This window comes from Cryobacterium sp. PH31-L1, from assembly GCF_030063145.1.
GTDB lineage: Bacteria > Actinomycetota > Actinomycetes > Actinomycetales > Microbacteriaceae > Cryobacterium.
The window spans coordinates 301,130-315,480 of record NZ_JASISM010000001.1 but is presented as its reverse complement, the minus strand read 5'-3'; the positions used below and the strand labels follow the sequence as shown (position 1 = coordinate 315,480).

Annotated in this window: 13 protein-coding genes; 3 read left to right on the top strand and 10 right to left on the bottom strand. The window is 66.5% G+C overall.

Annotation, left to right across the window (positions count from 1 at the left end; genetic code table 11):
- Nucleotides 1-181: 181 nt before the first annotated feature.
- From mnhG to QMF22_RS01520, 6 genes are read right to left on the bottom strand one after another with little or no spacing between them, the layout of a single operon-like run.
- Nucleotides 182-526, bottom strand: coding sequence for a monovalent cation/H(+) antiporter subunit G (gene mnhG, locus QMF22_RS01545; RefSeq protein WP_283449669.1), 345 nt, complete (start codon nucleotides 524-526; stop codon nucleotides 182-184).
- Complete coding sequence (locus QMF22_RS01540) at nucleotides 523-792, bottom strand: MrpF/PhaF family protein (protein ID WP_283449666.1); 270 nt, start codon at nucleotides 790-792, stop codon at nucleotides 523-525. The genes mnhG and QMF22_RS01540 overlap by 4 nt, the downstream gene beginning before the upstream one ends.
- Nucleotides 789-1,382, bottom strand: a complete 594-nt coding sequence (locus tag QMF22_RS01535; protein WP_283449664.1) for a Na+/H+ antiporter subunit E — start codon at nucleotides 1,380-1,382, stop codon at nucleotides 789-791. The genes QMF22_RS01540 and QMF22_RS01535 overlap by 4 nt, the downstream gene beginning before the upstream one ends.
- Nucleotides 1,379-2,986 (bottom strand): Na+/H+ antiporter subunit D, encoded by a 1,608-nt coding sequence (locus tag QMF22_RS01530; RefSeq protein ID WP_283449662.1) that lies wholly within the window; start codon nucleotides 2,984-2,986, stop codon nucleotides 1,379-1,381. The genes QMF22_RS01535 and QMF22_RS01530 overlap by 4 nt, the downstream gene beginning before the upstream one ends.
- Nucleotides 2,983-3,528, bottom strand: coding sequence for a sodium:proton antiporter (locus tag QMF22_RS01525; RefSeq protein ID WP_283449659.1), 546 nt, complete (start codon nucleotides 3,526-3,528; stop codon nucleotides 2,983-2,985). The genes QMF22_RS01530 and QMF22_RS01525 overlap by 4 nt, the downstream gene beginning before the upstream one ends.
- Nucleotides 3,525-6,518, bottom strand: a complete 2,994-nt coding sequence (locus tag QMF22_RS01520; RefSeq protein ID WP_283449657.1) for a Na+/H+ antiporter subunit A — start codon at nucleotides 6,516-6,518, stop codon at nucleotides 3,525-3,527. Before QMF22_RS01520 ends, QMF22_RS01525 begins: the two co-directional genes overlap by 4 nt.
- Nucleotides 6,519-6,805: 287 nt before the next feature.
- On the opposite strand from QMF22_RS01520, the gene QMF22_RS01515 reads away from it, so the two are divergent.
- Nucleotides 6,806-8,365, top strand: coding sequence for an amino acid permease (locus QMF22_RS01515; RefSeq protein ID WP_283449654.1), 1,560 nt, complete (start codon nucleotides 6,806-6,808; stop codon nucleotides 8,363-8,365).
- Here QMF22_RS01515 and QMF22_RS01510 read toward each other — a convergent pair.
- On the bottom strand, nucleotides 8,362-9,630 hold the full coding sequence (locus QMF22_RS01510) for an MFS transporter (RefSeq protein WP_283449652.1): 1,269 nt from the start codon (nucleotides 9,628-9,630) through the stop codon (nucleotides 8,362-8,364). The two genes, QMF22_RS01515 and QMF22_RS01510, sit on opposite strands and share 4 nt — an antisense overlap.
- 196 nt (nucleotides 9,631-9,826) lie before the next feature.
- Here QMF22_RS01510 and purU point away from each other — a divergent pair, with 196 nt between their 5' ends.
- Both purU and QMF22_RS01500 read left to right on the top strand, forming a co-directional pair.
- Nucleotides 9,827-10,687 carry a formyltetrahydrofolate deformylase gene (gene purU / locus QMF22_RS01505; RefSeq protein ID WP_283449649.1) on the top strand — a complete coding sequence of 287 codons (861 nt, stop codon included), beginning with the start codon at nucleotides 9,827-9,829 and terminating at the stop codon, nucleotides 10,685-10,687.
- A gap of 113 nt (nucleotides 10,688-10,800) precedes the next feature.
- Complete coding sequence (locus QMF22_RS01500; RefSeq protein ID WP_283449647.1) at nucleotides 10,801-11,157, top strand: YrdB family protein; 357 nt, start codon at nucleotides 10,801-10,803, stop codon at nucleotides 11,155-11,157.
- Here QMF22_RS01500 and QMF22_RS01495 read toward each other — a convergent pair.
- From QMF22_RS01495 to QMF22_RS01485, 3 genes are all read right to left on the bottom strand, one after another.
- Entirely contained in the window at nucleotides 11,154-11,816 is a 663-nt protein-coding gene (locus QMF22_RS01495) for an alpha/beta hydrolase (protein WP_283449644.1), read from the bottom strand. The genes QMF22_RS01500 and QMF22_RS01495 overlap by 4 nt on opposite strands.
- Nucleotides 11,813-12,814, bottom strand: coding sequence for a ring-cleaving dioxygenase (locus tag QMF22_RS01490; RefSeq protein ID WP_283449642.1), 1,002 nt, complete (start codon nucleotides 12,812-12,814; stop codon nucleotides 11,813-11,815). Before QMF22_RS01490 ends, QMF22_RS01495 begins: the two co-directional genes overlap by 4 nt.
- Nucleotides 12,815-13,004: 190 nt before the next feature.
- Nucleotides 13,005-14,270 (bottom strand): MFS transporter, encoded by a 1,266-nt coding sequence (locus QMF22_RS01485; RefSeq protein ID WP_283449640.1) that lies wholly within the window; start codon nucleotides 14,268-14,270, stop codon nucleotides 13,005-13,007.
- Nucleotides 14,271-14,351 lie beyond the last annotated feature (81 nt).

Genomic DNA, 14,351 nt, shown 5'->3' with positions numbered 1-14,351 from the left:
CCGACAGACTCGCGCGGCATCGACGTGGGCCCACGTTATAGCACTGGGCCCAGTTTATAAACTGGGCATACGGACGGGGCCCGGGCCCTGTCCGCCATAGACCCCCGAAGCTCGACCCGGCGGACACACGCGCACGCGCGCCGCCCGCGCATCAGCGAGCGGCGCATCAGCGAGCGGCGCATCAGCGGTCGGCGCGACGGCCATTCAGCTCGTCGACGATGAGCAGGTCGGGCCGCAAATGCTCGGTCTCGTATGCGGCGCGGCCCACCAGGTGCGCGGCCATCGGCGCGGTCAGGGCTTGGAAGACCACGATGGCGACCACGAGCGTGACGGTACCGACCGAGAAGTTATTGATCGCGACATCCGCTGTCACCGCCATGAAACCGAAAATTTGCGGCTTGGTCGCAGCGTGCAGCCGAGACAGCACGTCGGGAAAACGGATGAGTCCGATTCCGGCGGCCAGGCACATGGTCGCGCCGGCCAGCACGAGAACGGCCGTGAGCACATCGTGCAGAATGGCGCTCATGCGCTGTCCCGACCGGGCAGAAAGCGGGCGACGCTGAGCGAACCGAGCACCGCGAACAGCGCCAGCACGAGCAGTACGGGCAGGGTGTCGGTGTGCCGGTTCAGGGCCATCTCGGTGCCGAGGGCGCAGATGATGGTCGCCACGAGCACGTCGGAGGCGATGACCCGGTCGAGCACGCTCGGTCCAATGACGATGCGGTACACCGACAGGAGCGCCCCGACCGCGAACATGACCGACGCCACCACAGCCACAATCTGCAACATCATGACAATTCCTTTCCGGATCGACGAGCACTGAGCCGGTTTGCGGGCAGTACCCCGCGCATCCGCTCGACGTCTTCGTGCGAACCGAACCCGCGCACGATGCGCCGTTCGGTGTCGAGAACGCGCCGCCGAAACTGCTCGATATCGCGGGCGCTCTGCATGTTCAGCACGTGCAGGTACAAAATAGACGATTCCCGGTCGATGTCGACCACGATCGACCCGGGCACGATCGAGGTGGCCACCGCGGTCCAGGTGAGAATCAGGTCGCTGCGCGTGCGCAGCCGTATCTCCAGGATTGCGTTAGACGTGACCAGCCGGGGCTTCACCGCGAGCCAGGACACGTCGACCGACGCCCGCACGATATCCACGATGAGCCGCACGAAGAACACCACGGTGTGCAGCGGATGCACGCGCCCGCTCAGCTGCACCGGCACCAGATAGAACGCCACGGTCACGATGATTCCCACGACGAGCCCGACCAGCAGGTTGAGCCAGGAGAATTCGCCCCAGAGCAGCATCCACAGTAGGACCAGGGCGATCAGCGGCGGAATCTGATTGCCGACGGCTTCGAGGCGTTCGCGCGGAGTGGTCACTTGGAGTCCCCCTCGAAGTTGGTGCCCACATTGCTGTCGGCGATCGAACCCGTGCCGTTCGGGAACACGGAATCGATGTAGGTCGACGGCGAGCTGATATTGGCAGCGGCCCGGGTGGCGAGGTCGAAGATCGGACCGGCGAACACCGTGAGGCCGAGGGTCAGCACGAGCATGGAGGTGGTCGTACCGACCATGAGCGGGGAGACCGTCTTCTTCAGCACGATGCCCTCGTCCTGCGGGTCTTCCACGAGCGACGCCGACATCGACGAGGTGTAGTCCTTCACCTGTTTCTTCGGCCGCCAGAACGCCATGTTCCAGGCTCGGGCCAGGGCGTAGAGGGTGAGAAGCGAGGTCAGTGCGCCCACACTGATCAGCACGTAGATGATCGGGTCGCCCACGATCGTGCCGGCCTGAAACAGGGCGATCTTGCCGAGAAAGCCGGAGAACGGCGGGATCCCGCCGAGGTTGAGCGCCCCCAGAAAGAACAGAATAGCCACGAGCGGTGATGACTTGAGCAGTCCGCCGAGCCGCGACAGCGAGGTGGTGCCGCCGACCCGGTCGATCAGGCCCGCCGCGAGAAACAGGGTGGTCTGCACCGTGATGTGGTGCACAACGTAGAAGATGGTCGCGGCAATGGCGAGTGGGGTGCCGATGGCGACGCCGAACAGCATGTAGCCGATGTGGCTGACCAGGGTGAACGAGAGCAGCCTCTTGATATCCGCCTGGGCGAGCGCGCCCAGAATGCCCACCAGCAGGGTCAGCCCTGCCACGATCATGAGCGGCATCGAGAACTGGTTGTCGGGAAAGAACAGGGTCTGGGTGCGCAGGATCGCGTAGACACCCACCTTGGTCAGCAGCCCGGCGAACACCGCGGTGACCGGCGCGGGCGCGGTCGGGTAGGAGTCCGGCAGCCAGAACGACATCGGGAACACGGCGGCTTTCACCCCAAAGGCAATCAGCAGCAGCAGTCCGAGAATCAGCTGGATGTCGGCGGGGAGGTCGGGCATCCGCTCGGCGATCAAAGCGAGCGTGACCGTGCCGGTGGCCCCGTAAATGAGGGCGATCGCGCTGAGAAACAGCAGCGACGAGACCAGGCTCACCACGATGTAGGTGATGCCCACGCGAATGCGCGCGCCCGTGCCGCCGAGGGTGAGCAGCACGTAGCTCGCCGACAGCAGCATCTCGAAGCCGACATACATGGTGAACAGGTCACCAGCGACGAAGGCGTTGAACAGCCCGGCGGCCAACACGAGATAGGTGGGGTGAAAGATCGAGACCGGAGCCTCGGTATCGCCGTCGACGATGCCCTGCCCCACCGCAAACAGCAGCACGCCGAGCAACATGAGCGCCGAAATGAGCAACATGATCGCCGAGAGTCGGTCGATGACGAGCACGATTCCCCACGGCGCTTCCCAGCCGCCGACCTGCACCACGACGGTTCCAAACCGGTCGACCAGCACGAGCAGCACGGCACTCATCACCGTGGCGGCGGCGAGGCTCAGCACGCTCACCAGAACCTGCAGGCGTCGGCGCTGGCCGAGCATCAGGGCGACGGCAGCCCCGAGCAGCGGCAGGCAGACGATGAGGGGAACGAGGGCGGTCATCGCGCGTCCCCCTGGGGCTTTTTCGACGCAGCGCGAGCGGATGCGCCGGCGCGGCCGGCCGCATCCGCTGTGCTGGAGACGGTGTCTTCATCGCTCGTGGCGCCGTCACCGCGCTCGAACTCGTCGAGGGATTCGGCGATCGCGTCGTCGTCATCCGAGGAGGAGCGGAACGCACCGTCGGCTTCGTCGGCACTCTCGGTGGCATGCTCATCGGTGAGCGTATCGCCCTCATCGCCAAGCTGGGCCAGCCACCAGGACCGGTAGATGAGCGCGAGCAGCAGCGCGGTGATGCCGAAGTTGATCACGATCGCGGTGAGCATGAGTACCTGCGGAATCGGATCGACCATGTCGGTAACGCTTGCGCCGTTGACGATCGGCGAGCTACCGGGGCGGCCACTCATAATGAAAATGAGCAGGTTGGTCGCGTTGCCGACGAGCAGAAAGCCAATCAGTACCCGGGTGAGGCTGCGTTCGAGCATCACATAGACGCCGGCCGCATACATCACGGCCATCACAATGACGAGGGTGAGGGAGGCGCTCATTGGGGTGATCCTCCGTTCGCGGGCTCGATCTCGGGGGTGATGCTCACGCTGGCTGCAGTGTCGGTGGATGGCTCGGCGTCGGTCACCGACTCCGGCCGCGGCCCGATCTCGTCATTTTCGCTCTGCCGGTCGATTTCGCTTCCGAGGCTGCGCAGAATGTCATAGGTCAGGCCGATGACAACGAGATAGACGCCGATATCGAAGATGGTCGAGGTGCCGAACGAGAGGTCACCGAGCACGGGCACGGACGCGGTGAAGTAGGCCGACTCGAGCGGGATCCCGTCGAAGAACAGAGAGACCACGGCCATGCCCACGGCGAGAATCACGCCCAGACCCAGGATTTTGCCCGGATCGATCGGGGCCGCTTCGCTGAGCTCGTAGCGTCCGCCGGCCAGATACCGGGCCACCAAGGCCAGGCCGGCCAACAGCCCGCCGGCGAACCCTCCGCCGGGCAGGTTGTGACCGGCGAACAGCAGGTAGATCGACACGATCATCGCGGGGTGGAAGAGCAACCGCACGAGCACTTCAATGAGAATCGACCGGCTGCTTGGGTCGTTCTTACGCCCGGCGAGGAGAAAAGCCTGCCGGGTGACGGCGTGGCCCTCGCTGGACAGCTCAGGGTCGGCGACGACGCGACGACGGTTCGCCACCGAGCGCAGGCTGCGGGATTCCTTCAACCTGGGCACGACCGAGTTGCGCCCCGACACGAACAGCAGGCTCGCAACGCCGGTGGCCACGACGATGAGCACCGACACCTCACCCATCGTGTCCCAGGCCCGAATGTCCACGAGCATCACGTTGACGATGTTGTCGCCGTGCCCGTCGTCGACCGACAACTGGGGCAGGGCCCCGGCGATGCTCGCGAAGTCCCGCGCACCGAGCGCGATGAAGCCGATGGTGCCCATGACCAGGCCGACCAGGCTGCCGATCAGCAGGCGACGCTTGCGGCGCACCGGCTTGTTGTGCTGGGCGATGTTCGCGGGCAGTCGGCGCAGCACGAGCACAAAGATCACCAGGGTGATCGACTCGACGAGGGCCTGGGTGAGGGCGAGATCGGGCGCTCCGTGAAAAGCGAACAGGGCGACCAGGCCGTAGCCGGTGACGCCGGCGAGGATGACCGCGGTCATCCTCTGCCCGACTTGGGCTGCCATGACGGCGCAGATTCCCATGATGAGGGCGATGAGTACCTGGCCGGGATAGTCCCAGAGCACGATTGTGTCGGGCCAGGTGCGGTTGACGAAGGCCGCAAACCCGAGGGCGAGCACGAAGACGGTCAGGATGGTGCCGAGGTACTGCGGCAGGCCGCCCCGCTGGGCGAAGTGGGTGACCCGCGCGGCGATACGGTCGACGGCGCGAATGGCCTTGCCGTAACCACGCCCGGCGTCGATGTAGTCGGGCACCTTCGACTGCAGCCGCGACACCCCGCGGCGCGCGCGGAACAGCAGCGCCCCGAGCAGTAGCACGACCACGCTCAGGAAGAGGGCAGGTTCGAGACCGTGCCATAACGCGAGGTGGTACGGCGGTTCGGTGAGGCTGCCGGCGCCCGGAACTGTGTCGGCATACGGTGCGAGCAGCGGGTCGAGCACGGAGGCGAACAGGCCGAGACCGATGGTCGCGACGGTGAGTACGCCGGGCGCGAGCAGTGTGTCCCACGGGCTCGCGTGCAGCACTGTTTTCGGCTGTTTCCTGCGCGTTCCGAACGCGCCCCAGAAGAAACGGATGCTGTACGCCACCGTCAGCACCGACCCGACGGCCGTGCCGATGAGCGCCGCGTAGCCCCAACCCGATCCGCCGACACCCGCATCCAGCAGGGAGGTGAACACGGCCTCCTTGGCGACGAAACCGAACAACGGCGGCAAACCGGCCATCGAGGCGACAGCAATGAGCGCGATGACGGCGAGGCCGGGAGCCGTGCGACCGACGCCGCTGAGCTTGCGCCAGTCGCGGGTGCCGGCCCGGTGGTCGATCACGCCGACGACGAGAAACAGCGTGGCCTTGTAGAGGGCGTGAGCGAGCAGCAGAGCGGCGCCGGCGAGCGCGGTGTCGCGAGTGTTGAACCCGATCGCGATCATCAGGAAGCCAAGCTGGCTGACCGTGCCGTAGGCGAGCAGCAGTTTAAGGTCGTACTGGCGCAGGGCACGCCAGGCACCGACGACCATGGTCCAGACGCCGAGGGTGACGAGCACCGGCAGCCAGCCGTCGCTGTCGGCGTAGCCGGGGGCGAGTCGGGCGACGATGTAAATACCGGCTTTCACCATAGCGGCGGCGTGCAGGTACGCGCTCACCGGCGTCGGAGCGGCCATCGCGGCCGGCAGCCAGAAATGGAACGGCACCAATGCGCTCTTGGAGAGCGCACCGACCAGAATGAGCAGCACGGCCCAGATACCCATGGGGCTGGTCACCGGGTTGGCCACGATGTAGGCGAGGCTCGTCGTGCCGGAGGCGACCGAGATCATCACGACGCCCACCAGCATGACCAGCCCGCCGAAGGTCGTCACGATCAGCGCCTGCAGGGCGGCGCCGCGGCTCTCGCGTTTGTGCGTGTAATGCCCGATCAGCAGATAGGAGAGCACGCTGGTGATCTCCCAGAACATGAACATGATCACCAGGTCGTCCGCGGTGACCAGACCGTACATGGTGCCGGCGAAGGCCAGGAGCAGCGCCGCGAAACGGCCGAGGCTGGGTTCGCCATCGGTGAAATACCGAGCGCAATAGATCAGAACGAGGGCGCCGATGCCCGTCACGACGAGGGCGAGCAGCCAGGCCAGCGTGTCAACTCGAAAGGAGAGGCTGATGCCAAGGTGCGGAATCCACGGGATCAACTGGGTAACGGCCCGACCGGCGGTGACCGTGGCGGTCTGGGTGAGCGTGTACGCGAAAGCCCCGACCGGCAGCAGGGCGATCAGGTAGAAGACGCGGGTACCGAGACGCCGGGTGAGCCAGGGCGTGAGCACTGAAAGAACGACAAACGCGAGGAGGAAAGGAACCATGCGGCCTCCAGGCTTGTCAGGTCGGGGTGTGAAGGTCTATTGTACCTGCCCACAGGCGGCCCCCGACGGAGGTTCGAACACCGCGGACAGCGTAGGGCGTGGGGGCCGAAGAGTAGGGTTGCGCTGTCCCCCGGACGACCCCGCACACCGCCAGAAGCGCGTGTGCGTGCAGTTTCCGGCCACTTCCCGCGCCACTCGAATCGTTTCTCACACGAAACCTTCTGCGTGACCGGCCAGCGAAATCGAGAACCGTTTTGAGCCCCACCGGCGGCAAGCAGCCCTCATCCATGCCCGCAACGGGCGATTCATCGGCGGAACCGCACGGTCACCACGACCATGCGAATCCGCCCGAAGAGACGCCGTTCGAACACATCGAAGACGCCCTGAGCGTGCACGAGGATGACGCCCTGCACAAGGGGCTCAAGTCTCGCCACGTGCAGATGATCGCGATCGGCGGCGCGATCGGCACCGGCCTGTTCCTCGGTGCCGGCGGACGCCTCGCCAGCGCCGGTCCCGCCCTCGTGTTCGTCTACGCGATCTGCGGTTTCTTCGCCTTCCTCATTCTGCGAGCGCTCGGCGAACTGGTTCTGCACCGCCCGAGCTCTGGCTCCTTCGTGTCGTATGCACGCGAATTCTTCGGAGAGAAGACGGCGTTCGTCACCGGTTGGCTGTACTGGCTCAACTGGGCCATGACGGCGATCGTGGATGTGACCGCGGTGGCCCTGTACATGAACTTCTTTGCGACCTATTGGGCGCCGTTCGGCGAGGTGCCGCAGTGGTTGTACGCCCTCGCCGCGCTCGCCTTGGTGCTCTCGCTCAACCTGCTCTCGGTCAAAGTGTTCGGTGAGATGGAATTCTGGTTCGCCCTGATCAAGGTGCTAGCCATCGTGGCATTCCTGATCGTCGGAACCTGGATGGTCATCTTCGGCACGCCTCTCGACGGGGCCACCGCCGGTTTTGCGCTGATCGGCGAAAACGGGGGCTGGCTGCCGAACGGGCTGATCGCATCCGTTCTGGTGGTGCAGGGCGTTGTGTTCGCGTATGCGTCGATCGAGCTGGTCGGAACGACGGCTGGGGAGACGAAGAACCCCGAGAAGGTCATGCCGAAGGCCATCAACACGGTAATCATTCGCATTGCGGTCTTCTACGTGGGGTCCATTCTGTTGCTCTCGCTGTTGTTGCCGTACACGGCCTATAAAGCAGGCGAAAGCCCGTTCGTCACGTTCTTCGGCACGATAGGTATCGACGGCGTTGATGTGATCATGAACCTCGTCGTGCTTACCGCGGCCCTGTCCTCGCTGAACGCCGGCCTATATTCCACCGGGCGCATACTTCGGTCGATGTCGCTGGCCGGTTCGGCGCCGCGTTTCGCGGGCAAGATCAGCCGCAACGGCGTGCCGTTCGGCGGCATCCTGCTAACCGGCGTCGTGACGCTGCTCGGGGTGGGTCTGAACGCCATCGTGCCCGATGAGGCTTTCGAAATCGTACTGAACATGGCCGCAATCGGCATCGTGAGCGCCTGGGGCATGATCGTGCTGTGCCAGCTGAGGCTGCAGGCCTGGGCCAAGCGCGGCATTCTGGTGCGCCCGGTCTTCCGCATGCCGTGGGCGCCGTACTCGGGCTATCTGACGCTCGTCTTCCTGGCCGGTGTGCTCGTACTGATGGCGTTCGACTGGCCGGTCGGCACCCTCACGATCAGCTCGCTCGTGCTCATCGTTCCGGGGCTGATGATCGGCTGGTACGCCTGCCGCGGTCGCATTCTCGAAATCGCCGCAGCCCGCGACGGCTTCACCGGCCGCGTGCCGGTCGTGGCCAACCGTCCACTCTCCGACCGTTCGCGCGATTAAGCGGATGCGGTCTGGCGCGCCTGGGCGCGCTGCGTCATGAGGTCGGTGACCACAACGAGCACGAGGGCAACGACCAGCAGCCCCACGTAGACGAGCGGCACCAGCTCGAGCCCGACGCTGTCGATCAACACGGCACCAAGCAGGGCGCCACCGCCGATGCCGGCGTTGAACGCGGTGGTGTAGAAGGCGCTTGCGGTATCGCGGATGCGCGGCGACGCGGCGTGCAGCATCCGAGTCTGCATCAGCGGGGGGAGCATGCCGAACGCCATGCCCCAGAGCACGAACGCGATGAGCGCGACGGGCAGGGTAGCCGTGAACACGGCGAGCAGGCTCACGCTGAGGGCGCTCACGGCGAGGCCGAGAACGAGGCCGAGGCTCGGGCGCGGGCCGAAGACCGTGCCGACGAGCAGCAGCCCCACCGCGCCGGCCACACCGTAGGCGAACAGCATCGGAGCCAGCAGGTCGGGGTCAATACTGAGCCCGTCGAGCAGGAACGGCGCGATGTAGGTGTAAAAGCTGTAGTGACCGATCATGGTAATGCCGGTGATGATGCAGATCAGCACCACGGCCGGTACGGTCGCGTCGTGTGGCTGACGGGTTTTCGGTGCGTGAGCGGATGCCGCGGCGCCGCTGGAATACCGCGCCACAGGTGGCAGAAACTTCCAGACCAGAACCGCGCCCACGAGCATCAGGCCGGCCAGCACGACGAAAGAGAGCCGCCAGCCGAGCAGGTGGCCACCCGCGGTGCCGAGCGGCACCCCGAACACGAAGGCGAGCGTGCCGCCGGCTACCGTGATCGAGACGGCGCGACCGATCTGCGCTTTCGGCACGAGGTGTCCGGCGTAGGCACCCACCACCGACCAGAACAGTCCGTGCGCGACGCCGCCGAGCACCCGCGCGGCGACGACGAACTCGTAGGTCGGCGCGATGGCGGTGAGAATATTGCTCACCGCGAAGACGATGAGCACGACGATGATCAGCCCGTGCCGCGGAAAGCGGCGGGTCCAGATGGCGACCGGTGCGCTCGTGAGCACCACCGTGAAAGCGAACCAGGAGACCAGCAGCCCGATCTGCGACTGCGCGACACCGAGGCTGCGACTCATCTCGGGGAGTAACCCGGTCGGCAGCATCTCACTCGTGACCGAGAGAAAGACCGCGGCGGAGAGGGTGATCAGTCCAACCCAGGGGAACGGCGGTTCGGTGGGAGCCGCCCGCGTGGTGGGAATCGACCCGGTGGGTAAGAAAATATTGGCGGTGTTGGTCATGGCTGCATTCGAACTGGGCCAGAGTAGTCGACCGGTGGGACCATTCACACCGAGATCGAAGCCACTCGACTGCGCGCCGACGTGCGCGCCCGGGGCCGACCTGCTCAGTGCGACCAAGGGGTAGTCTACCCAAAGCCGATGAGGCGGCAACTGGGCGGGCCGCGGCATCCGCTCTCACGCCGGGTATTCTGGCCCAATGACTTCTTCGACCCCGCACCACTGGGTAATCACGCTGGTCTGTGCTGACCAGCCCGGAATCGTGCACGCCGTCAGTGGCGCGATCGTGCAGGCGCAGGGCAACATCTCGGAGAGCCAGCAGTTCTCCAGCGATGACACCGGACGGTTCTTCATGCGGTTGCAGGTGCAGTCGCCAGCGACGCGGCCCGAGCTCGAGGCGGCGCTCGCGCCGGTAATCGAGCGGTATGCGATGGCATCGATCATCGACGTCGTCGGGCGTCCGCTGCGCACGCTCGTACTCGCGTCCTCGGCCGGTCACTGCGTGAACGACCTGCTGTTTCGCCAGCGTGGCGGGCAGCTGCCGGTGGAGATTCCGCTCGTGCTCAGCAATCACGGCACGCTGCGCGACCTCGTGGGGTTCTACGGGGTGCCGTTCGAGTCGCTGCCCATAACGGATGCCGCCAGCAAGGCCGACTTCGAAGCGCGCGTCATCGAGGCGGTCGACGACCTCGACATCGAACTCGTCGTACTCGCGCGGTACATGCAGATTCTGTCGCCGGAACTGTGCGCGCGGCTCAGTGGGCGGGCGATCAACATCCACCACTCATTCCTGCCGGGGTTCAAGGGGGCCAACCCCTACCGCCAGGCGCACGCGCGCGGCGTGAAACTCATTGGTGCGACCGCACACTTCGTCACCGGCAACCTCGACGAGGGTCCGATCATCGAGCAGAACGTGGTGCGGGTCGATCACTCACGCACTCCGGCGGAGCTTGTGTCGATCGGGCAGGACGAAGAGAGCCGCACGCTCACCCAGGCGGTCAAGTGGTTCGCCGAGAACCGTGTGCTGCTCGACGGTGCCCGCACGATCATCTTCAAGTAGGCGTTTTTCTTTCCGGGCCCGGGCCCGGTCGCTGGGCCCATGATCTATCCTGGGCCCGGTTTCCGGGCCCGGGCCCGGAAAGCACACACCGGGCGTATCGCTAGGATTGACGGGTGACAGATACGCGCGACCTGCCGAAAATCGGCCCCAACGACATGCTCCGGTTCGTGCTGGAACTCTTCGCCTTCATCAGCCTCGGAATCTGGGGCTTTGTCGCCTGGCCGCTCCCCTGGCCCGGCATCCTGTTCGGACTCGCCACTCCCGCGTTCGCGATTCTGGTCTGGGCGCTGTTCCGGTCGCCGCGGGCCGTGTTCAGGCTCGATCCGTTCGGCAAGGCCGTCATCGAGATCGCCATCTTCGGCTCGGCCGCGCTCGCCTGGTGGGACCTCGGCTTTCCCATCATCACCGTGATCTTCGCCGTCGTCGCCACGGCCAGCGGCGTCATCTCCGGTCGTAAAGAGCTGCGCTAAAGCTGAGCCAACCAGGCGACCGCGGCGGCGACATCCTCTTCGGCGACGCCGTGGCCGCCGGGACGCAGGGACTGCGTCACGGTCGCCCCGCGCTCCCCGAGCAACTCGACCAGCATCTGCACGCTCACCAACGGTGCCATCGGGTCACTCCGGCCATTCACCAACAGCACAGCGGATGCCGCCAGCTCGCTCGCCGCGACCCGCGCGTCGATCGCACGCTCCACCTCGCTCGCATCCGCTGACACGTCGAGCGGGTGCATCCCCGAGAACGCGACCACCCGCGCCACCACCTCGGGATGCAGCAGGGCCAGGGCGAGGGCGATGTTGGCACCGTTGGAGAACCCGACGGCAACGAGCGAACGGTCGCCCAACTCGTAGTAGTCCCGGACCCAGACCAGAAATCCGGCGAGGTCGTCGGCTCGCCGGGCGACATCTTCGGTATCGAAGACACCTTCCGACAGCCGACGGAACCAGCGGTTCATGCCGTTCTCTGCCGCGCGTCCGCGTGGGGCGAGCACGGCGGCCGTCGGGTCGAGCGCGGCGGCGAGCCCACTGATCTGCTGCTCGTCGCCGCCGGTTCCGTGCAGCATGAGCAGTACCGGAGCGTCGGGCGAACCCGCCCGAAACAGGTGCGGCCAGTCCGCTGTCACGTCACTCATTCGTGAGCCGCCGCGGCTGCCAGCGCCGCGGCCTCCGCCAGCCCCGGGTTGTTCTCGGCGGGCACCGTGACGGGCGCGACCGAATTCTCGATGGCCTCGCGACTCGGCTCGAGCCACGGCGGGAGCTTGAGCGACCGACCGAGTTCGAGCAGCGGCTCATCGATATCGAAGCCGGGGGTGTCCGTGGCAATCTCGAACAGAACGCCGCCGGGCTCGCGAAAGTAGATCGAGGTGAAGTAGTCGCGGTCGAGAATGGCGGTCACACCGTAACCGCGGTCCACGAGCAGTTCACGCCAGTCGGCCTGGGTAGCCCGGTCAGGCACCCGGAACGCCACGTGGTGCACGGTTCCGCCAGCGGTCAGGCCCGGCTCGCCGGCCGGGTCAGCGAGCACGTCGACGAGGTTGCCGGCCGCACCATCACCGGCCCCGACGCGGATGCGGCCATCCGTTTCGGAGATGACATGCATGCCGAGGTCGGCGGTGAGCACCTGCACGGTCTTCGCCGGGTCGGCCACCGTGAGCACCGAGGAGTGCTGGCCGCGCACCGCAAATTCGGCGGGAACGGATGCCGAGTCCCAGGGATTGCGCGGATCCACGGTCGACGACGCCACCAGGTCGAGCTGCAGGCCGTCGGGATCACGCAGGGAGAGGCGTTCCTCGTGCGAGGAGCGGCCCGTCACGGCAGATTCCACGCCGAGCGCGGCGAAGTGTGCTTTCCACCAGCCGAGGCTGCCGGCCGGAACCGAGAACGCGGTGGTCGTCGACTGCCCGGCACCGGTGCGGCCGCTGCGAATGCCGGCCCAGGGAAAAAAGGTGAGCAGCGATCCGGGGCGGCCGGAATCGTCGCCGTAATACAGGTGGTACGTGCCCGGATCGTCGAAGTTGACGGTTCTCTTCACGAGGCGCAGGCCGAGCCCGGTCACGTAGAAGTCAATGTTGCGCTGTGGGGCGCCCGCGATCGCGGTGACGTGGTGCAATCCACTGGTCTGGACGGTCATGGGTTGTCTCCTTGACAGATCAATCGTTCGTTGTTTATGCAAACGTATGTATCTGCTGAGGTATTCCCGCTCGTCCCATGCCCGCCGGAGTTCAGGAAATCGGTTGCGCTGGCCAGGGAACGTCTCGCACTCCTGCGGAAGCTCGGTGCGCCGCGCCGAACTTTCCTGAATCAGTCACGCGCATCCGCAGTTAGGCGACGGCGCGGCGCTCCGACGGCATCCGCAACGCGTAGGCGGCCGCGATGACCAGGAACACCCCGCCGACCGCGAATCCGGCCGAGAACGAGAAGGTGTCAACCAGCAGGCCGGCGACGAGCGGACCGACGATGGCACCGGCATCCGCACACATGGAGAAGACCGACACCGGCCGTCCCCCGCGAGCGCCGGCAGCATCGCCCACCGCTGCGGCCGGCGCGGTGCCCATGAACGCCGCGGCGACCCCGTAGACGCAGAGCAGGGCGCCGAGCACCCAGATGTTCGGCGCGAACGAGATGGCCACGATCGCCAGCCCGGCTACGGTGAATGCCCCGATGATTGCCGGTTTACGCCCGACGGTGTCGACGAACCGGGCGGCCGGCGCCAGCGCGAGTGCCTGGGCCACCGCCGCAGCCGCGAGAGCGATGCCGGTCCACGAGCTGGTCCCGCCGAGCACCACCACCACAAACAGCGGAATGAGAGTCGTTCGCACCCCGAGGGATGTCCAGCCCTGCGCGAAGTTGGCGGTGCAGGCCGCGCGAAAACGCTCGTCGCGCAGCACGGTGCGAAACGGTGTGCGCACAGCGGATGCGTCGGCCGCGGCCAGCGCGCTGCCCCGCCCTCCCGAGCGCAGCAGAAGCAGTCCGACCAGCCCGGCAACGGTGAGGGTGCCGGCGTAGAAGAAAAACGGTGCGGTCAGGGATATGGTCGCGAGCAGGCTGCCGATCGCGGGGCCGGCCATGCCGCCGATCAAGAATCCGCCCTGGTAGAACCCGATCGCGCGGGCCCGCCGGCCCGGCTCGGCCGTGCGCAGCAGCAGAGTCATGGCCGACACCGAGAACATGGCTGAGCCGATGCCGCCCGCGCCGCGCAGCAGCAACAGTTGCAGGTAGCTGTCGGCGGCTCCGACCAGTCCGCTGGAGAGCGCGACGATGCCGATGCCGACGGCGAGCACGGTGCGCTCCCCCGCCCAGTCGATCAGGCGGCCGCAGGCCGGGCTGAACACGAAACGCATCAGCGCGAAGGCGGACACGACCGCGCCGACTTCGAGGTTGCCGACCCCGAAGCTCTGCACGTAGACCGGAAGCACCGGAACGACAACGCCGAACCCGACCATCACGAAGAATGCGATGACGCCGAGCACGATCACGTCCCGGTTCAGCCGCGGCTTCGGGCTCGCGCCGGTTGCGCCCGATCCGGCGGCGCTCGACCCGGGTGCGCCGGGTCCGGCTATAGCGGATGCCCGGAGTCGCCCCCGCATCCATCCCGCCGCTCGCATCCCTACAGCTTAAGCTGCCGCGGGCCCGCCCGGGCCCACCGGAGGCAACCGGGACCGTGATCT